We start from the raw sequence: 20140 nt of genomic DNA, 5'->3' as shown, positions 1-20140 counted from the left end.
TTGCTTCTCCTTAAGCTTGTTTCCAGTGCAGTTTTAGGCGCAAGCCTGGCGGTCATTCGCCAGCGATTGCCCTAGAGTTATGTGAGAATGACATGGATGCTGTCGGCAAGTTTATATGACACGACAAAAAAACCGCAAGGGCGAAATGCCCTTGCGGTTATTTATGATGTACAGGTATTGGATTATACGCGTTTGGCTCCACGGCCTCCGCGCTTTCCTTCTGTGTTCTTCTTAATCGAAGATATCCGTTCTTCGCTGTCTTTCAGGAATCGCGACATTTTATCCTCGAATGAAGGTTTACCGGCTGCAGGCTTAAATGGACGCCCACCCCGTTCACGATTGAATCCACCGCCGCCTCCACCACTGCCGCCACCGCCGCCGAAACGGTCTCCGCCGCTAGGACGTTCTGGTCTTGGAGCTCTAGGCGGACGTACTTCCGATGCTGGCTTGTCAACAGCCTGCTTAATGGAAAGTCCGATCTTGCCGTCCTTATCGACGTTGATCACCTTGACGGTTACTACATCACTAATCTTCAGATGATCGTTAACATCCTTGACGTAATTATCGGCGATTTCCGAGATGTGAACGAGACCTGTGACACCTCCTGACAGATCCACAAATGCTCCGAAATGCGTGATGCCTGTCACTTTGCCTTCTAACTTGGTGCCCACTTCAATTGCCATAGAATAAAATGATCCTCCCTTAAAAATATACAGACGAATATTAAGGTCATCCTGTCTGCGGTGATTTGATTATACAGTAAAGAGCAAAGCAAGGCAACAGAGTAAAAGCCTCTTTTAGCCAGTATTATTGCTCTGATTGCTCTGTTCGAATAGGAGTTTCCCCTTGAGGATAGATATTGTACCATTTACGCGCTAATTGGCCAATATACTCATCATCATTAAGTCTGGACACTTCATATTTCAGTTGATTCAAAGATGCTGTGACACTCTCACTAGTCTTTTGTTTCTTGGCGAGTTGCTCGCCCTTGTCCGTAATTGCCGCACTTTGATTGAAGTAAGTATAACCCGCCCAGCCAAAAAATACTGCCACAAAGAGAATCCACATGACTCTTCTTCTCTTCGCGCCTGCGGCCGAATTTTTGCTGGGATTACTTTTCTCTTCCGCAGTGAATCTGTTCATGCAGCGTACCCCCTAATTCAAAGGTCAGCGTTTCCGCCATTTGGTAATCCATCCAGTAATCTTTACGATCCAGGCGCTATGCTTAAGCCGAGATAACCATGGAGAAATCCACCTTACTGGTAATACCCAAATTGGCTTCGTTAGACGCAGCAGAAGCTTAAGGATGAATAATAGAATACGACCTAGCAGCACTAGCAACCCTATAATAAGGCGCCAAAGCCAGCGAAGAGGTTTACCTATTAGAATCTCCACAAGTCTCCATAGCAATCTGCACATATACTGAACCGATTGAATTAACATTAACACAAAACGCCGCACCGTAACACTGAAGATCAAAAAATAGATCCATATTCCTAGAAATAAACCTAAAAAGACATAAAATCGCAATTGCCCCTGATTTCCGGCATAGAGCATTCTAAAAACAAACAAAGCAGCACAAAGCCAATACAGCAGGTCAAGCATGGCATTCAGCCATTTGGGAAAATTGAACTTGAGCGACAGCACCCGGTAGCTGTCATAGGCCAGTCCCATTGTCACCCCGGCCAATATCATGTAGAACAGCGTCAGCCACTGAACTGCAGGATTCATTTAAATAGCTTACCGAGTAGACCTTTATTTTTGCCCTGCGATCCGGGATCTAGATAAATCAGGGAATGTACATTGCCCTCCAAGGACAACAGTCCATTCTCCAGACTTAAATTTTTGATATGTAAATGATTCCCGCGAATGGTGAGATGGCCGAGTTCTGTACGAAGCAAAAATTCCTCGCTATCAAAGCTCTCCACATTTTGCACGCCCGTCAACTCTAGCTGTTTACGACTGCGCATGTGCAGATCATGCTGTTTATTTACCTTTCCTGGCTCGATCATAGCATGTACCCCTCCTTCTTACCTCTAATCTATGGCAGTAGAAGAAGTTATAGAACATTCCAATCCACTAAAATAAGAGAGAAAAAAAAAGAAAAAAGAAGGCACAACTCTACAATATGTAAAGTTGTGCCTTCTTATTTACTATTAACTATGTTACTCCTACCAGTCCAAGCCGGTGCTTTTGGCAACAGGCTCTTCCCGAAGTAGAGTATACATACCAGCGGCTTCGTCCTTGCGTGTCGTTTCGACTAGCTTTTCGACTTTGACCGTTACAAGCTTTTGTCCAAATTGCACAGTAATCTCGTCACCGATCTTAACTGCACTACTTGGCTTAGATTCCCGCCCGTTAATCAGCACCCGGCCTTGTTCGGACACATCCTTGGCCACTGTACGGCGCTTGATTAATCGGGACACTTTCAGGAATTTGTCAAGACGCATTAGTTAACGGCTTCTTTAAGCTTGTTACCAGCTTTGAATGCCGGTACAGTTGATTCTGGAATTTCAATCGTTGTGCCCGTTTGCGGGTTGCGACCAGTACGTCCTGCACGTTTACGAGTTTCGAATGTACCGAAACCGATCAGTTGAACTTTATCGCCTTTTGCCAAAGCTTCTGTGATCTCACCCAAGAATCCGTTCAATACTGCTTCTACATCTTTTTTTGCCAATCCGTTTTTCTCGGAAATGTTGTTTACCAAATCTGTCTTGTTCATAATTTAAAGTTCCTCCTAGGATACGAAAAAATAAATGAAACGAGATTCACCGCCATATTATGGGGCAAGCCGTCATTTCGTCTTTATGATATTCTTGATGTCATCTTAAAATCCTGCCACGAATCGTCGTTTTTTAAAAAAAGAAACAGTTATTTCTCAGAAATCGTCGCAGAATCTATTCTATAGCACTATTAAACTACTCGCCATAATCTAAATCAGAGATGAATGCTACTTTCACAGCATTGCCTCATCTTAAGGTCCGTATACCGTACATAGTCTGAGAAAATCACTATACTTTTCGTTCCTCAGTCTTTGCCTCCTGCCACAACTCTTCCATCTCTTCCAAGCTGCTATCCTCTACACTCATACCCTTGGCTCGCAGACTCTGCTCGATATACTGAAACCGACGCACAAATTTGCGGTTGGTCCGGGTTAAAGCTTCTTCCGGATCTGCGCCAATAAATCGGGCAACATTGGTAACAGCAAATAATAGATCGCCCAGCTCCAGGATTTGATCCTCGGCGGCTGCATCAGTATCGATGGCTTCTTGCAACTCTTCTATTTCTTCACGAACCTTAGCTAAGCAATCCGTAGCGTTGTCCCAATCAAAGCCCACCTTGGATGCTTTTTTCTGAAGCTTGTACGCCTTCATAAGAGCAGGCAAATCACGCGGAACCCCACTGAGGGCGGATAATTCCTCTGGCTTCACGCCTTTACGCCGCTTCTCCTCTGCCTTCATGCCCTCCCAATTGATCAGAGCTTCTTCAGCATCATTCGCATTCTTGTCACCAAATACATGGGGATGGCGGAAGATAAGCTTATCATTCAGTCCTTCTATGACGTCAAATACGTTAAACGTGCCCAGCTCCTCTTCCATTTGGGAGTGCAGCATGATCTGCAGCAAAAGATCGCCCAGCTCCTCTTTCATATGGTCTGGGTCATCCTCATCAATCGTCTCAAGCACTTCGTAGGTTTCTTCGATTAGATTTTTACGCAAAGATTCATGAGTCTGCTCCCGATCCCACGGACAACCGTCCGGACTGCGCAAAATATCGACAATCTCATGCAAGCGAGCGAAAGTACGATTTCTTAGCTTCTCCTCACGATTCGCAGGTACATAGACCAGAGACAAATTGCCATAACCCTCAAGCCGATCCAATTCGTATAGAGGAACAGTCACAATGTTTTCTTCGTTCTCCACGCCAAGGGCATGACCCACCACCACTTCATATTCGGGCGGATACAGCTCCATCAGACATAACTTTGTCTCCGAAGCTGTAAAGCTGTCATAAACCTGGCCAATCAGAGTATGCAATTCAGGTTGAAGCTGAGCGCTGCGAATGCCTGAAGCATCTAATAACTGGAAGCCTTCAATAGGGTCGAACCCCAGTCGCACAAACGCCTCGTCCAGAAAACTCTCCCCGCCTAATATTTGCAGTTCTATTCCTTCTTCCGGACAACGCTGACGCAGCTGTGAAACAGCTGACTCTGCAACCATGGGATGCCCCGGAACCGCATAGACAATATCTGTACCCTCTGCGGCGGAGCGAGCCTCTTCAATCAATTTTGAAGTAATTGCGGCATAAACCTCAGGAAACGAAGCTAATGTTTCATACAGTCCATCAAAGGATTGCGTGGCAATTTCAAGCTCGGTGAGAGCAGCCATGACTGGATGCTCTTGGGTACGAACGTAGACAACGGATGCTGCCTTCAGTTTTTTTATAATTCCTAGTGTCAGCCGATCGGGATTACCTGACCCGAGACCAACAACTGTTAATGTTGCACTCATATCTGTTCCTCCTTTTAAGCGGGTTAATTATGGAAATAAACGCAGCTTCTTGAACTTGTCCGCCAGAGACGGGCCGATGCCCGGAAGCTGGCGAAGCTCGCTTTCGCTGAGCAGCCGCAGCACCACCGCGCCTACGGCAAAGACAACGCAGCCTGCGAGTACCCCGAGCAGGCTCTGCGCCAAGCTGGCGGTGCGTCCGCCGCCGATGCCAGCGGCCGTAGCCGCGGCGCCAGTGCCCCAGCTGGCAGCTGCGGCGGCAAGAGCCAGGCCCGCTGTGAGCAGCGCGGGCCGTGCCAGGGCATCTGCGAGGCGAAGCCGCAGATGGCCCTGGCGGTACAGCAGCAGCACGTTAAGCGCTGCTGCGAACGAATGCGCGGCCACGCCAGCGATGGCCGCGCCGGTAATGCCCTGCTGCGGAACCAGCAGCAGGTTCAGGGCCGCCTTGAGCAGCGCGGCGGCCAAAAGGTGCAGGGCCGGGGCGCGCACGTAGCCGAGGCCCTGCAGGAGCGCAGCAGAGATGATGCTCACTGTACCGCCAACAGCGGTAAAAGCCAGCCAAGTCATTGTGCTGCTGCCAGCGGTATCGCCGTAAAGAGCCATATTAATCGGCTCAGCAAGCACTGCAAGGCCCGCTGAGGCCGCTAGACCTAACAGCCAGAACCAACGCAGCGACAAGCTGCAGCGGGTCTCAATCAGCTTCATATCTCCCTTGTACTTCGCTTCCGCCAAAGCTGGAATGAACACAACAGACAGTGAGGTGGCAATCATCGTTATAATCTGCACAAGTGGCAAACCCCGATTGTACACACCAAACTGGGCCATCGCAGCTACTTCACTTCCGTCAGACGACAGCAGTCGAGGCACAGTGAATACATCTACAAGACCGATAAGAGGCATAGCCAGTGCACCTAGCATTACGGGAATTCCATAAGCCAGCAGTGTACCTGCTTTAATGCCCATAAACCCTTGTTTGGAACCTAGTCCATGTCCTGCATCCAGCGCTCTTACACGCTGACTTTCGACAGCAACAGCTACTTCAGCAGCAGCTTCCTGTTTTACCCTCCGGCGGTGACGTCTCAAGTACAGCAGCATAATTACAAGCCCTGCGGCTCCCCCTCCGGCAGAACCAAGCAGCGCGCCAGCAGCGATGCTCTCAGCTCCTGCTCCCTGCGAAGTGAGATATAAAAGAAGAACAATCATCACTGTAACCCGTACAGACTGCTCTACAATCTGTGACACGGCAGTAGGAACCATATTATGCAGCCCCTGAAAGTACCCGCGTATGGCCGACATGACAGGGACAACAGCCAAACCCCAGGCGCTTGTCCGCAAGGCAGGCATTACATGTGAGTTACCTACCCATTCGGCAATGATGGGTGCACCTGCATAGGTGATGGCGCCGATAATCAAGCCGCTGATGCCTGTAATTAGCGCGGATAATAGTAGAATTCGGCGGCCTTCTTCATCGCGTCTCCCAGCCGAAGCTTCGGCGACAAATTTGGAGATCGCCGCAGGCAGACCTAGCATAGCTACCGTTAACAGCATCGTATACAAGGGATACACTGTGTTGTATATACCAAATACAGCATCTCCGCCTAGATTTTGCAGCGGAATTTTTTGAAGTGTGCCAATAAGCTTTGAGATAATGGCCGCGGCACTAAGGATAAATGCGCCTTGCAGCAATCGTGATGTTTGTGTATTAGATTTCATATAATACCTGCTTCTACAACTTTGATGGGATGAATTTCTATATTATAACGTATGTATGCCCACAAGTAGAAACGGTTTTGTGTAAACGACAAAACCCCGTTTGCCCTTTGTATATCTTACCAAAAGGAAAGCGGGGTCTAAATTAAGATTACTGCTCCATTTGTTTGCCCAGGAAAGCGGCAGCCGTTTCGGCCATTTTTATTTCCATTTGCGCCATCTTCGCCGAATCATCCTTGCTCACCATCACTACACAACCAATAGGATCTCCACCGGAAATGATCGGTGAGGCTACATATGAGGACACCAAATCCGGATGATCTTTAGCAATTTCATAACTGCCTTCATTGGTTTCTAACACAGTCTTACGGCTGTCCATGACTTTCTCCAGCAGCACTCCTACCTGTTTCTCCAAATAATCTTTTTTGGAGCCGCCTGCAAGGGCAATGAAGGTGTCCCGATCAGCAATCATCGTAATGTGTCCAGTACCTTCGAACAATGACTCCGCGTACTCTTTTGCAAAGTCACCCAACTCACCAATCGGAGAATATTTCTTGAGAATGACTTCACCGTCCCGATCGACGAATATTTCCAGTGGGTCTCCTTCTCTAATACGAAGAGTACGTCTAATTTCTTTGGGAATAACCACGCGTCCGAGGTCATCAATACGGCGAACAATTCCAGTAGCTTTCATTTCACATGTGCCCCGCTTTCTTAAGAAGTATGGTCTTACTACTGTCCATTATGGGAAAGGATAATCCCAGTGATTTATCGTAATATCTGACCATAGTATTCATCTCTTCCCAGATCCTTATACATAAGCTGACATGTATTAATATCTGCATCAAGATAAAGGTAGTTCTACAACCGTTTCTGCGAAATAAAAAGCCATCTTCACTTTAAGTGAAGATGGCTTTTCTAAGGTAAGCTTGTCCATATTTACCGATGTTTATTCAGCGGCATCTGTAGCACTTGGAGAAGCACTTGGGGATGCACTTGGAGCTGTAGTGGCTTCTGTTCCACTATTTGTTCCGGTTTCATCTGCGGCAGCAGAGCTTTTTGGCAGATTGATGTTCTCAATAATGGCTTCCAGATCCTTTTCCATGAACGTTTCTAGGTTCTTGGATACAATTGAGCTCTTAATGCCTTCTTTTTGCTCATCCGTTAACTGGTCGAAAGTCTTGTCTGTACGGGACTCCACCTTGATGATGTGGTAACCGTAAGAAGTTTCTACAGGATCACTGATGGTATTTAGAGGCAAGGTCTGTGCAGCCTTCTTAAACTCCTCCACATAAGTGCCTACAGCTTTATCTTTATATTCTCCGCCTGCCTCTTTAGAGCCAGTATCGTCAGAATATTCCTTAGCGATGGCTGCGAAATCAGCACCGCCATCCAGCTTCGCCTTAACTTCTTTCGCTATTTTAAGCGCTTCTTCGCTGGTACGCTCTTTGTTGTCTGCATCTGTCAGACCAATTAGCACATGACGCAGTGTGGCAACCGTAAAGTCGCCTTTAGTCGCTTCGAATTCTTTGACAACTTCATCATCAGTCACTTTAAGCAGCATATCCTGATAAACTGTCAGCACACGCTCCATATAAGTACGAATATCTTTCTCTGTAACGTCAGCATCTTTCAATGTCTTCTTATAGGTATCGCCCAATTGTTCCTTAATGCTTGCAATTTGAGTATCGGCTTCTTTCTCCGCTTGCTTTTTCGCTTCATCCGTTGCTTGGGAAGCCAAATATTCAAAGCCCACTTCTTGCTTCAGAATGGACTCCTTAAACGCATCAATCTCTAAGTATTGCGCTTGTTGTGGAGAGAGGAATTTCATGATTTTTTGATCCATTGCAAATTCCTTTTGTGTAATCGTTCCACCTTTATAAGTGGCTACAGCTTGATTATCATCCGCACTATTTCCACATGCTGCTAGCATAGAAAAGGAAACTGCCGCTGCCAATGAAACGAGCAGCACTTTCCATGATTTTGTTTTATTTAACGACATTGTGTAGTTCTCCCTTCGATTTAAAAGACTGTTTAGCTTCCTTAAGAAACTGTTCAAGCAAGTCAAGCAGCTGTTTATCACTTAAATCTTTCGATTTGACCCGGATACTGGCTTTCGCATCCCTATCAAATTGTACACGTCTTTCGAAGCTATTTCCAACTTTGGCGAGTTTCGCTGTGTCTAAAGCGCCGAGACTTCCCTCATAGAAATTCAAGGTAACATCATCTCCGCGTCTAATCATGGAATCAATGCCATACATTTTTCCATACACTTTCAAACGAGCGACCGATAGTAGATTCACCACGGCTTCAGGTAACTCACCGAACCGATCCAAGAGCTCATCTTCAAGCTCGGAAGCATCATCGAAGGAGGTTACTGCCGCCACTTTTTTATAAATTTCAATTTTTTGGATACTGTCGTAAATATACTCTGACGGCAGATACGCGTCAATCGACAAATCAATGACTGTATTGCCTTCTTTCAGGGATGTATCTTCCTCCCCAAGCACAGTAACCTTACGCTTACGAATTTCCTCCGCCAGCATTTGTGAGTACAGATCAAACCCCACGGATGCGATAAAGCCATGCTGCTCTGCACCCAGCAAGTTACCTGCACCGCGAATAGACAGATCTCGCATCGCTATTTTGAAACCAGAGCCCAGCTCCGTAAATTCCTTAATAGACTGCAGACGTTTCTCTGCAACCTCTGTCAGAACCTTGTCCCGTTGATACGTGAAATAAGCGTAAGCGATCCGATTGGACCGGCCTACACGTCCACGCAGCTGATAGAGCTGAGACAAGCCCATTTTATCCGCATCATGCACAATAAGTGTATTAACGTTCGGAATATCTACGCCCGTCTCAATAATACTTGTGCTGACGAGCACATCGTATTCTCCGTCAAGGAAATCGAGAATAGTCTTCTCCAGCTCAGATTCCGACATTTGACCATGTCCGATGCCAACTCTAGCCTCAGGAACAAGCATAGAGATTTGAGCAGCCATTTCTTGAATGCCCTGCACACGATTATAGAGATAATAGACTTGACCACCACGAGCTAATTCCCGCTCTACAGCTTCCCGCGTAAGGGTCTGGCTATGCTCCACTACATACGTTTGCACAGGGAATCTGTTCTCTGGCGGGGTCTCAATGACAGACAAATCCCGCACTCCGAGCATCGACATATGTAGCGTACGAGGAATTGGAGTTGCAGTCAGCGTAAGAACGTCTACATTCGTTTTCAGTTTTTTCAGCTTTTCTTTATGAGTCACGCCGAAACGCTGTTCTTCATCCACAATTAATAACCCCAGATCCTTGAATACAAGGTCCTGAGATAACAGACGATGTGTACCGATAACTACATCGACAGTTCCTGCCCTAACGCCTTTAATCGTCTCGTTCTGCTCTTTACGGCTGCGGAAACGACTTAAGACCTGAATATTAAGCGGGTAATTAGCGAAACGTTCCCGGAAGGTCTCATAATGCTGCTGAGCCAAAATCGTTGTCGGGACTAGCACCGCCACCTGTTTACCTTCAATCGCTGATTTAAAAGCCGCCCGAATAGCCACTTCAGTCTTACCATACCCAACATCACCGCAAAGCAATCGGTCCATTGGCCGGTTTTGTTCCATATCCTTCTTAATCTCTTCGATAGCCCGAAGCTGATCTCGGGTCTCCTCGTAAGGGAACATTTCTTCAAATTCATGCTGTTCCTGTGTATCCTTTTCAAAACCATATCCTGCGGCACTTTGGCGCTCAGCATATAGCTTTATTAAATCATCAGCAATATTCTGAACGGAGGAACGAACCTTATTGGTCACTCGTGTCCATTCATTGCCGCCTAGCTTATATACTTTCGGCTCTTTATCTTCGGAACCGACATATTTCTGAATCAGGTCAATCTGCTCAATCGGAACTGAGAGCTTATCGCCGCCAGCATACAAAATATGCATGTAATCACGGTGAATACCGCTGACCTCAAGCGTGCCGATCCCCATATATTTTCCGATACCATGGTTCTGATGGACGACATAATCACCGATTTTCAGCTCTGTGTAACTCTTGATCCGTTCTGCATTATCTATTCCTTTGGAGATCTTCCGTGCCTTCCGCTGCTTCTGAGAGAACATTTCTCCCTCAGTTATAACAGCTAGATGAATAGAGGGCAGCTCAAAACCAGAACCCAGATTTCCTTGTACAATCATCGGCTCGTTAATGCCGTAATCATAAAGAACTCTGCGCACTCGTTCAATCCGTTCCTCACTGCTCGCAAGCATCATTACCTTAACACCGGACTTCTGCCAACGCTCCATTTCCGATTTCAGCACATTCATCTGGCCATGGAAATCCTGCATTCCACGACTGATAAACCCAAGAATGTTCTGAGGCTGAATATGCGGAACCTGACGTAAAAAGATTGACATAAACAGGCTTTGGAACGGGCGCTGATACATAACAACATCCGTATCGACAGAGAGATCTAGATCCGGCAATGATTTGCCGTTTTGCAGCAAATGCAGATTCCATTCCGATTCATCCCGTTCAAGCTGTCTCGCCGTTTCGAGCAGTCTTGTCGGCTCATCTAGAATAAGAATGGTATCCTGGGCCATGTAATCAAATAAATGAGAGCGTTCAGGATATAAAAGACTGATATATTTATAGATCTCCGGGAAATAAGTACCTTCCCGCAGCATTTCCAGCTCACGGCCAATTTCTTCCCGCAGCCTGAGCTTCGCCTGGCGATCCGCCATCTTCTCCAACTGTCGCTCCATCATAGCTGAGGCTTCAGCAGAAGCAGATTCCTGGCGCAATCTACTAGCTATAATCTCTTTAGCCGGTGTAATCTTCACACTACGTACCTTATCAATAGAACGCTGATCCACTGGATCAAAAGTTCTTATGGAATCAACCTCATCGTCAAATAACTCAACCCGATAAGCAAAAGGAGATGTCATTGGATAAAAATCAATTATTCCACCCCGTACGCTCAGTTCACCACGATTTTCAACCCGCTCTACTCTTTCATAGCCCATTTCAATCATGGACATCAAAAATTCATCCAGAGCAAGCGTTCCATCTTGGGAAACGGTGACTTGTGCCTCTGCCATAACCTCTGGGGCTGGCAGCAATCTACGCACTCCTGAGTAAGGAACTACAACAATACCACGGAAGCCCTGAGCGCATTTGGTCAGCACATCTATACGCTGAGCCAGTGTCTCTGGGCTTGATACAGCCGCTTCTGCAGCCACTAGTTCATTGGCGGGATAGAGCAGAACCCGGTCAGGGGAAAGCGCTTCCTGCAAATCATCGGCCATCTTCTGGGCCGAAAACATATTATGAGTCACTACAAGTAAGGGACGAGTTGTCTCTTCATGTAATGCTGCAAGCATAATCTGTCTAGCAGAACCTGTAAGCCCCGAAATGAGCTGCTCTTTCATACCTGCAGCAACACCATGGGTGATAGACTGGAAATCGGGATCCTTGGAAAAAGCTTCTATAAGACCTTGTAACAACAGGCGCACCTCTCTTACTAAACAGGCTAACGGTGGCATAGCCACCGTCACCTATTATGATTGGAATCGAAAAGAAGCCTCAGCTGTAACGCCAAGGCTTGCGGATGACGATAGAGACAGGCGCTTCCACCTTACTGAAGCGGACTTGTCAGCAGGCTAAGCTCCGGATTGTTCTCTAAAGCCTCCTTGCAATAGTCGCAAGTAACCTTTACCGTGATTTCACCTTCTGAATTATACGCTATTATATCTCTGCGCTCCGCAGGGGTCAAGGAATGAAGGCCCAACTGCATTTCTGTAACATCACTTCTATTAATACTGCCTAGAGATGTCTTACAGTGCCTACAAACATAGTTTATTGCCATCTATATGCCTCCTGAAGGTACTATATACCTTCAGTATGTCCGGGCAGCTTCATCTTTAGCCTTAAAAACAACAGGGTTTACAGATTAACCATTGAACTTAGCCATTGTCTGCTCGAATGAATGCTGTAAGCTGTATTCCAGTGCATCACAAGTATTAAGGATCATTTGCTTAAGCGGATCGCTTTCCTTCTTAGGAAAAGTAGAAAGAACATAATCGACAATAGCAAAACCTGGCTCAGGACGAGAAATACCCATTCGTACCCGATTGAAATTCTGTGTTCCTACATGCTGTATGATGGATTTAATTCCATTATGTCCACCAGCGCTTCCTTGATAACGCAAGCGGACTTTTCCGATTTCTGTATCCAAATCATCATAAACGACGATCATATCTTCAAGTTGAACTTTGTAATAATCCATATAAGCGCGAACGGCCTCACCGGATAAGTTCATAAAGGTCATGGGCTTAATCAATACGGTTTTGACGCCACCAATGACCCCTTCACCGATGACGGATTTACATTTGCTCTGGTTGAAGGCAATTCCGTTCTGGGCAGCAAGCTCATCCAAAGCCATAAAGCCAACATTATGCCTTGTTTTCGCGTACTGTGTTCCGGGATTTCCCAATCCGACAATCCATTTCATTATCGAACCTTTCCTTTCCGTTCGGGCTCTCCGGCAAGAGGAGTCCGTTTTTGGTACAATAGATCTAATCTACATATCTCTGTGCAACCAGAGCGAAATTATACTCCGAAGACAGGTGATAACCCATGCCGCACAAAGGCGAATTATTGACACATCAACGCCATTTTCAGTACCACATCCAATATGCTGTGCCCGTGGAAATATACAAGGGCGACGTGCATATTGATATCGGTGTATTAACAGCGGTAGACGAAGCTTTCGTGGAGCTACAAGGGACACTATATAACCGCAGTTTATTCACCTTTGTCTCCCGTCCCGGATATTAAATCCAGTAGTTCTACCTGTAGCACGCCGATAAGGGTTACATCTCCGAGAACGGAGGTGTAACCCTTTTGTACTATTCATTCGTTATATTTATTCAATCTCGAACAATTTACTAATCGACAACTCTTCATGAACGCGGATAATTGCCTCACCCATAAGTGGAGCCACGGACAACACCTTGAGCTTAGAGGTTGGATTCGCGCTGCGAATTGGAATGGTATCCGTCACGATAATTTCTTTGATTGGAGAATTCTCCAGACGCTCGTGTGCAGGACCAGACAATACTGGGTGTGTACAGCATGCGTATACTTCCTTCACGCCGCCTTCCATCAAAGCATTAGCACCAAGTACGATCGTTCCAGCGGTATCGATGATATCATCGATCAGGATGGCTGTTTTGCCTTCGATATTACCGATGATGTTCATAACTTCGCTGACGTTAGGTTCTGGACGACGCTTGTCTATAATAGCCAGTGGAGCGTTCAGGAAATCAGCAAGCTTTCTTGCACGTACTACACCGCCATGGTCCGGCGATACGACAACTGGGTTCTCGATTTGCTTGGAACGGAAATACTGAGCCAGAATCGGTACACCAAGCAAGTGATCCACTGGAATATCGAAGAATCCTTGAATCTGCATGGCATGAAGATCCATCGTGATTACACGGTGAGCGCCAGCCTTTTCAATTAGATTCGCTACCAGCTTAGCGGTAATGGGGTCACGGGAACGGGCTTTACGATCTTGACGGGCATATCCGTAGTAAGGGATAACCACGTTGATGCTTTTTGCGGAGGCACGTTTAAGCGCATCTACCATAACCAAAAGCTCCATCAGGTTATCATTTACAGGGCCACAAGTGGATTGAACAATATAAACATGGCATCCCCGAACGCTTTCTGACAGCTTGACCTGAATTTCTCCATCGCTGAAACTTGTGGTGTGTGATTCACCCATCGGAATCCCGATGTAATCAGCAATTTGACTAGCTAGCTTAGGATTGGAGTTACAGGTGAAAATCTTTAACTTGGAATCACAATAAGTCATAAAATATAAACCCTCCGTGACGGAATTTAGCTTTCCAAAGGCGCCGGCGCGGAAATATAAGTCCGTCCGGCGCTTCTTAGCAACGCTTTACGATGGACTCGAGTGGTCTTTCTTCGCTTTTGCACGGGAACGGATCTTCTCTGCATATCCCGGTTTGTTCTCTTGTCTTACTCTAGCTACAGCCAGATCGTTCTCGGAAACGGAACGTGTAATTGTCGAACCTGCTACAACAAAAGCCCCTTTGCCCACAGTAACTGGAGCAATAAGGTTAACATTACTGCCAATAAAGGCATCGTCTGCGATTGTTGTCTTGAATTTATTATACCCGTCGTAGTTAACGGTAATCGCACCGCACCCGACGTTTACATTCTTACCTACAGATGCGTCGCCGACATAACTAAGATGTGACACTTTTGAACCGTCACCAATAGTAGCATTCTTGATCTCGACGAAATCTCCAACCTTAACTTCTTCTCCAAGCACAGAGCCTGGACGCAAATAGGCAAAAGGCCCAACGGTTGTCCGTGCGCCGACTTGAGCTTGATTCAATACGGACTGCTTAATCGTTGCATCATCCATAATCTGACAGTCTTCGATTTCACTAGCCGGTCCGATCACACAATTGTCCCCGATTACAGTCTTCCCTTTCAGGATGGTTCCTGGATAAAGCGTAGTATCTGATCCGATAACTACATCTGCTCCGATATAAGTGGAGGCTGGATCAATGATGGTCACACCGCCCAGCATGTGTTTACGATTAATACGTTGACGCATAAAGGCTTCCGCTTCGGACAAAGCTAAACGATCATTAACGCCGATAGACTCAGCTGCGTCATGGGTCTGATATCCTAGTACGGTATCCCCTTGTGAACGAAGAATCCCAATCACATCAGTCAAATAATACTCCTGCTGGTTATTACTGTTCGTTACCTTCTCGAGTGCAGCAAATAATTTAGCATTATCAAAACAATAAGTGCCTGTATTGATTTCTTGAACGGCATCTTCTTCAGTAGTGCAATCCTTCTGCTCTACAATCTTCAGAACGCCGCCATCTTCACCACGAATAATTCTTCCGTAGCCTGTAGGCTTTTCCATAACAGCTGTCAATACGGTTGCAGCCGCATTACGCTGTTCATGAAGCGCCATGAGTCCTTCCAGGGTCTCCGTGGTTACGAGTGGTGTGTCTCCACAAATAACTATAGTTGTTCCTTCTTCGCCAGCAAGTAAATCCTTTGCTTGTTTGACAGCATGGCCAGTGCCGAGCTGAGTTTCCTGCAGAACGTATTCCGCTCCTTCACCTACATAGGCCTTAACTTTCTCTGCGCCATGCCCAACAACAACAACGGTGCGCTGGCATCCGGTCGCTTTTACTGTATCAAGCACGTGCCCTACCATCGGCTTACCGCAAACGGGGTGCAGCACCTTATATAATTTAGATTTCATTCGCTTGCCTTGACCTGCGGCAAGTACTACAGCCATTCTTTTCAAGAATGCCAACCTCCTACTCTTGAACTCACTACTGAATATATCTCATTCCGGGCAAAAAGAAAAGAGAACCATGAAGTCATGGTTCTCTTTTCTATAAACCCCAAGTTAGAAAAGCATTTATCGCTGCCTTTCGAAGATGTCGTCAAATCCTTCACCAGCAATAGCTTTTCTTGCAAGATCAGGCTGCTAATTCATGAAGTGTATGTCGGTGTGATCTTATCAAAAACGGCGGATCCTACGCCACCCAAAAGGTAGCCGTCTTCCGAGGAAGCCTAAGCTCCCTCTTCAATAACTTCTTCTTCTTCCGTAGCGGCGCGATCGTACTCGGCCAGAACCGCGGATTGAATCTTCTCGCGTGTTCCCGAAGAGATCGGGTGCGCGATATCGCGGAATTCGCCGTCCGGTGTACGCTTGCTGGGCATTGCAACAAACATCCCATTATTGCCATCGATGACGCGAATGTCATGAACAACAAACTCGTTATCGATGGTAATGGATGCGATTGCTTTCATTCTCCCCTCAGAGTTAACGCGGCGGAGTCTGACATCCGTAATTTGCATGTGTGTGTTCACCACCTTTTTCCATCAGAGACTTGGTGTATAATTCCACACAGCAAAGCGAATTCCTTCTTTTTGATTCCATAAAATACCTAAAAAAGAAATATATTTTTTGGGATATGTTGTTTTCGACATACATCGAGTAGTTTTCTTAATATTCCTTACGTTTTCGACAATTTCCACGCTTTTTGAAAATGTAAGAGAATGGCTAATCAAGAGGAAAAGTAGTTGCCCGGATGCGCCGAAATTCTCCGCTCTTTCGAGTCTACTTCACTTAGTTTTACCAAGGACACGTAATCGTGCAACAGACGCTCTTCCGTCTCTACAGCGCCTGATTCCACTAAAACGCCTACCCCTGCAACCTCGGCATTAAATTCACCGAGCAGATCGACCATACCACGTACAGTCCCTCCCGCCTTCATGAAGTCATCTACGATAAGTACTCGCGATTTCTCCTTGAGTGCACGTCTGGAGAGAGACATTGTGTGTATGCTTTTATGAGATCCTGATACGTAGTTAATACTTACTGCTGATCCCTCTGTAACCTGATGGTCACGTCGCACAAGCACTACCGGCAAGCCTAGCTGTGCTGCTGTTGCATAGGCTAGTGGAATGCCTTTCGTTTCAACGGTCATCACCACATCGATTTCCGATCCGTAAAAGGCCGTTGCGATGATCTTACCCGCCTGTTCCATCAAAGACGGCAACCCAAGTAGATCCGACATATACAAATAACCGCCAGGCAATATCCGGTCAGTCTGCTCTAGCTGCACACATAAGCGCTGCACAAAGGTAAGCGCCATATCTTTAGGCATAACCGGGATATAACGTACTCCACCCGCTGCACCAGCTAAAGTCTGCAGCTCTCCGATGCCTTCACCTTCAAATACTTCTTTTATGATTGCCAAATCTTCACTAATGGAGGACTTAGCCGCTCCATAGCGATCGGCAAATATAGACAGCGGCAGTAGTTCATGCGGCCGCTCAAGTAAAAACTGAGTCATGTCTACCAAACGTTGGCTTCTTTTTAATTTCTTCACGGAATGCTCCTCGCCAAAACCGAATATTTTAGAAAAATATATCACTTTTGTACGGGTTTACACAAGAGAAGCAGACTAATTCAGTGATCTCACTGCGTAGACTTCCTTGCAGAACCCTCGCAGTCCGTTGTAAATCCTTGCTACTTTAGACTGCTTGGACACTAACCCGAATACGGTAGGTCCGCTGCCTGACATCAGTACGCCATCTGCTCCAAGCTTTATCATCGCTTCCTTAAGCTGCTGAACCTCTGGATGCAGCTTTAGGGTAACATCTTCAAGCACGTTGCCCAGATGGTTGCACACGCCCCCAAAGTCTCCAGCTTCTATCGCTTGCTGCATCTTTCGAGCAGAAGGATGAACCGCTATATTATTGCTCCGAACGCGTCCATACACTTCTGCAGTCGATACATTGATCGGTGGTTTCGCCAACACAACCCAGCATTGTGGCGGGTTATTGATTGGTGTCAGCTTTTCGCCTCGTCCTGTAGCCAAGGCTGTGCCGCCTGTGACGCAGAAAGGTACATCAGAACCCAGCTCAGCGCCAAGCTCCTGTAGCTCCTGCGCAGGAATACCCAGACGCCACAGACGGTTTAGACCGCGTAGCGTAGCTGCGGCATCACTGCTGCCGCCAGCCAGGCCAGCCGCAACCGGAATTCTTTTATCCAGATGGATATGTACCCCATTCTTCACGTTATAACGGTCTTTAATAAGCCTTGCCGCCTGGAAAGCTAAATTTTTCTCGTCCAGGGGAATATAACCAGCCTGACTTGATATTATAATAGTATCCCTTGGCAGCTCAGACAGCTCTAAGCGGTCTGCTAAATCTACCATGGTCATAATCATTTCCACCTCATGAAAACCGTCAGCACGTTTGTGCAGCACATCCAGCATCAAATTAATTTTAGCTGGTGCCTTTTCATACATTTTCAAGGCGTTCACCCACCTTCAGCTTTTCCCGTAAAAACAACTTAACATATTATATGAGAAACTTCTAATGAAGTCCAATAATAAAAGGGTGTCGCCATTTAGACGCACCCTTTTTCAGTAATATTCACTTTATAGCCTAAAATTTAAGATTTCCGCGCAGCCTGTTCAGCAAGCTGTATCGCTTTTTTCACCATGTTGCCAGCGTCTTGAGTTGTAATTCCACCCCAGCCCTCACGTTCCACGGTTTCATAAAAACCCAGCTCCTTGGCTAACTCTGTCTTCAATTCCTCCGACATCATGCCTCGTTTTCTGCGGCTCATTACGGAATTCCTCCCTTATGAAAATAAATGATTAACCCGTTGCCCAATTAGTATGCTTGCTTAGCACACGGATCATGCACCAAATATTTGTCCCAAAAAACGCAAACAAAAAACAGCCTCCAAGGGAGACTGTTCGTGAAACATTAAGCTTTAATATACATAATCCGCATCTGCCCATCGTCTTCACAAACTGTGATTTCCACAGATTCAGTAAGTATATCGGCATAGCTATAGGAGACTCGCTTAAAAGTTTGCTGCTCCTGATCCAGTTTGACAATAAATACAGAAGGGTACGTTTCTTCCAGGACACCTGTGCGTTCAACGGTTTTACGACGACCTCCGTTTGCACGCAATGTGATCTTATGACCGACGTGAGCTTCAAGACTGCGTTTGATTTCCAACAGCGCGTTATTAGCCATTACCTGACGACCACCTCTTTTCTTGTCCATTATACAACTTTTTCAGGACAATGTCAAAGCAAATAAATAATTAATTATAGTTGATGCATATTTCGTTGTCAACGGAATTTTTTTGCGAGAAATCAGCGCCGGACTAATATCCTTGTTATCTGTAATATAGGCATTACAAAGAAAAAAAGAAAGGGTTAAGCTCAGCGCTCACCCTTTCTTTCGGATATTCTATTCAGCCCATTCAAATTACCTATATTCCTGACACCATAGACCTATCTCTGCCGCTTAAATGGCTGATGGTGTCACTTTTAGCGCCGACAGATTCTGCAGTCGCGGCATTCCGATGCGGAAGCTGCCACGGGTCTCAACACCACCAATACCCTGATTGCCGCTGATGGTATTATTCAGAACATCGCTAAGATTTACAGTATCCCTGATGGAAGTAAAGGATGATTTTGCTGCTACATACACGGGATCCAGAGCATGGATCAAAATTCGACCAGGTGAACTGGCAAAATTAGCTCCAGCTCCAAGTAAGGCCTCGAAATGAGATTGACAAGCACCGGCAACAATAGTCAACGCATCAAAATTCCGCTCATACTCCCTAGCTACCCTAATAGCAGCTATAAAGTTTTGCGAATTTTTATAGCTATTCAGACTATACAGATCGTAAGTATGCTGTTGCTTCAGTACCCCATCATGACCAGTGATCACTACAATATCTGGGCGTACACGGGGCAACAGCCGGTATAACGTATCAGCCATTGCAGATTCATGAACATGATGCCCTTCAGCGGGAATCCGCAGCTGCTCGTATAAGCTAAGGCTCTTATTCAAATATGCCGGATCGCCATCCAGATGCAGTACTTTACCTGGCACTTCAAAATAAGGAGCTTCCTTGGACGGTGGAGCCCATGTCCCCTCTGTTAGGGTTCCCCCGCTCCGCTGACTTTGCTCCTGACGGTCCTTCCGCAGCTGTGTCAGTGATTCCTTCGCTTTGATCTGTGCTTGCTGTCCCCGTTCCGTTATTCGGGTAGGAGGCACTTGAACCAGGTCATCCAGAGGAGAATCCGCCAACAGGCGGAAATCTGTGCCTTTAATGACGGCTCTATCCTGCACAATATTATCTACACGAAATGTTAAATCACCGCCATAAGATTTGCGAACGACCAAGTCTCCTAAATTCATTACAACCACCACCTCTACCCCATCGTATGGGCAAAGGCCTCAGTTGGTTCATAACTCAACATATTTTTAAAATATAAGAATGTATAATGCTCCACCAGAATAAC

The 20140-nt window shown here is 46.3% G+C and carries 22 protein-coding genes; 1 reads left to right on the top strand and 21 read right to left on the bottom strand.

Annotation, left to right across the window (positions count from 1 at the left end; translation table 11 throughout):
- Nucleotides 1-182: 182 nt before the first annotated feature.
- The 13 genes from MHB37_RS00310 to pth all read right to left on the bottom strand — a co-directional run bounded on the left by MHB37_RS00310 (nucleotide 183) and on the right by pth (nucleotide 12738).
- Complete coding sequence (locus tag MHB37_RS00310) at nucleotides 183-683, bottom strand: S1 domain-containing RNA-binding protein (RefSeq protein ID WP_036678766.1); 501 nt, start codon at nucleotides 681-683, stop codon at nucleotides 183-185.
- Nucleotides 684-807: 124 nt separating this feature from the next.
- Nucleotides 808-1143 (bottom strand): septum formation initiator family protein, encoded by a 336-nt coding sequence (locus tag MHB37_RS00305; RefSeq protein ID WP_076130075.1) that lies wholly within the window; start codon nucleotides 1141-1143, stop codon nucleotides 808-810.
- Nucleotides 1144-1167: 24 nt separating this feature from the next.
- Entirely contained in the window at nucleotides 1168-1731 is a 564-nt protein-coding gene (gene yabQ / locus MHB37_RS00300; RefSeq protein WP_076186815.1) for a spore cortex biosynthesis protein YabQ, read from the bottom strand.
- Nucleotides 1728-2012, bottom strand: a complete 285-nt coding sequence (gene yabP / locus MHB37_RS00295; protein WP_036678773.1) for a sporulation protein YabP — start codon at nucleotides 2010-2012, stop codon at nucleotides 1728-1730. Before yabP ends, yabQ begins: the two co-directional genes overlap by 4 nt.
- 159 nt (nucleotides 2013-2171) lie before the next feature.
- Complete coding sequence (locus MHB37_RS00290; protein ID WP_076130073.1) at nucleotides 2172-2450, bottom strand: RNA-binding S4 domain-containing protein; 279 nt, start codon at nucleotides 2448-2450, stop codon at nucleotides 2172-2174.
- Nucleotides 2450-2722, bottom strand: coding sequence for an HU family DNA-binding protein (locus MHB37_RS00285; RefSeq protein ID WP_036678778.1), 273 nt, complete (start codon nucleotides 2720-2722; stop codon nucleotides 2450-2452). Before MHB37_RS00285 ends, MHB37_RS00290 begins: the two co-directional genes overlap by 1 nt.
- A 289-nt stretch (nucleotides 2723-3011) precedes the next feature.
- A complete protein-coding gene (gene mazG, locus MHB37_RS00280; protein ID WP_076280240.1) occupies nucleotides 3012-4511 on the bottom strand; it encodes a nucleoside triphosphate pyrophosphohydrolase in 1500 nt (499 codons plus the stop codon).
- Nucleotides 4512-4538: 27 nt separating this feature from the next.
- A complete protein-coding gene (locus tag MHB37_RS00275) occupies nucleotides 4539-6221 on the bottom strand; it encodes an oligosaccharide flippase family protein (RefSeq protein ID WP_405168834.1) in 1683 nt (560 codons plus the stop codon).
- A gap of 148 nt (nucleotides 6222-6369) precedes the next feature.
- On the bottom strand, nucleotides 6370-6912 hold the full coding sequence (gene spoVT / locus MHB37_RS00270; RefSeq protein ID WP_036678783.1) for a stage V sporulation protein T: 543 nt from the start codon (nucleotides 6910-6912) through the stop codon (nucleotides 6370-6372).
- A 255-nt stretch (nucleotides 6913-7167) separates the two neighbouring features.
- A complete protein-coding gene (locus MHB37_RS00265; protein ID WP_076282728.1) occupies nucleotides 7168-8220 on the bottom strand; it encodes a peptidylprolyl isomerase in 1053 nt (350 codons plus the stop codon).
- Nucleotides 8207-11731, bottom strand: a complete 3525-nt coding sequence (gene mfd / locus MHB37_RS00260) for a transcription-repair coupling factor (RefSeq protein ID WP_076186834.1) — start codon at nucleotides 11729-11731, stop codon at nucleotides 8207-8209. The genes MHB37_RS00265 and mfd overlap by 14 nt, the downstream gene beginning before the upstream one ends.
- Before the next feature lie 131 nt (nucleotides 11732-11862).
- Complete coding sequence (locus tag MHB37_RS00255) at nucleotides 11863-12093, bottom strand: anti-sigma-F factor Fin family protein (protein WP_036678789.1); 231 nt, start codon at nucleotides 12091-12093, stop codon at nucleotides 11863-11865.
- Nucleotides 12094-12177: 84 nt separating this feature from the next.
- The gene (gene pth / locus MHB37_RS00250) at nucleotides 12178-12738 is read right to left on the bottom strand and encodes an aminoacyl-tRNA hydrolase (protein WP_076130069.1); all 561 of its coding nucleotides are present in this window, start codon (nucleotides 12736-12738) and stop codon (nucleotides 12178-12180) included.
- A 125-nt stretch (nucleotides 12739-12863) separates the two neighbouring features.
- Between pth and MHB37_RS00245 the strand changes: the two genes are divergently transcribed.
- Nucleotides 12864-13064 carry a hypothetical protein gene (locus MHB37_RS00245; RefSeq protein ID WP_036678792.1) on the top strand — a complete coding sequence of 67 codons (201 nt, stop codon included), beginning with the start codon at nucleotides 12864-12866 and terminating at the stop codon, nucleotides 13062-13064.
- An 88-nt stretch (nucleotides 13065-13152) separates the two neighbouring features.
- Here the strand turns inward: MHB37_RS00245 and MHB37_RS00240 are convergent, their stop codons facing one another.
- The 8 genes from MHB37_RS00240 to yabG form a co-directional block, all read right to left on the bottom strand.
- On the bottom strand, nucleotides 13153-14106 hold the full coding sequence (locus tag MHB37_RS00240; protein WP_036678796.1) for a ribose-phosphate diphosphokinase: 954 nt from the start codon (nucleotides 14104-14106) through the stop codon (nucleotides 13153-13155).
- An 87-nt stretch (nucleotides 14107-14193) separates the two neighbouring features.
- Nucleotides 14194-15594, bottom strand: coding sequence for a bifunctional UDP-N-acetylglucosamine diphosphorylase/glucosamine-1-phosphate N-acetyltransferase GlmU (gene glmU, locus MHB37_RS00235; RefSeq protein WP_076138495.1), 1401 nt, complete (start codon nucleotides 15592-15594; stop codon nucleotides 14194-14196).
- A 272-nt stretch (nucleotides 15595-15866) separates the two neighbouring features.
- Nucleotides 15867-16154, bottom strand: coding sequence for a septation regulator SpoVG (gene spoVG, locus MHB37_RS00230; protein WP_020425826.1), 288 nt, complete (start codon nucleotides 16152-16154; stop codon nucleotides 15867-15869).
- A gap of 209 nt (nucleotides 16155-16363) precedes the next feature.
- A complete protein-coding gene (gene purR, locus MHB37_RS00225; protein ID WP_036678807.1) occupies nucleotides 16364-17191 on the bottom strand; it encodes a pur operon repressor in 828 nt (275 codons plus the stop codon).
- A 75-nt stretch (nucleotides 17192-17266) separates the two neighbouring features.
- On the bottom strand, nucleotides 17267-18121 hold the full coding sequence (gene ispE / locus MHB37_RS00220) for a 4-(cytidine 5'-diphospho)-2-C-methyl-D-erythritol kinase (protein WP_076194958.1): 855 nt from the start codon (nucleotides 18119-18121) through the stop codon (nucleotides 17267-17269).
- 140 nt (nucleotides 18122-18261) lie between these two features.
- A complete protein-coding gene (locus MHB37_RS00215; protein WP_036678812.1) occupies nucleotides 18262-18438 on the bottom strand; it encodes a small, acid-soluble spore protein, alpha/beta type in 177 nt (58 codons plus the stop codon).
- Between the two features lie 143 nt (nucleotides 18439-18581).
- Nucleotides 18582-18857: a biofilm formation stimulator Veg gene (gene veg / locus MHB37_RS00210; protein WP_019914493.1), complete on the bottom strand. Its 276-nt coding sequence runs from the start codon at nucleotides 18855-18857 to the stop codon at nucleotides 18582-18584.
- Between the two features lie 276 nt (nucleotides 18858-19133).
- A complete protein-coding gene (gene yabG, locus MHB37_RS00205) occupies nucleotides 19134-20036 on the bottom strand; it encodes a sporulation peptidase YabG (protein ID WP_036678813.1) in 903 nt (300 codons plus the stop codon).
- Nucleotides 20037-20140: the final 104 nt, after the last annotated feature.

Source organism: Paenibacillus sp. FSL H3-0286 (assembly GCF_045040705.1).
In the GTDB taxonomy this organism is placed as follows: domain Bacteria; phylum Bacillota; class Bacilli; order Paenibacillales; family Paenibacillaceae; genus Paenibacillus_AQ; species Paenibacillus_AQ odorifer.
This window is presented reverse-complemented; position numbering and strand designations above follow the sequence as displayed.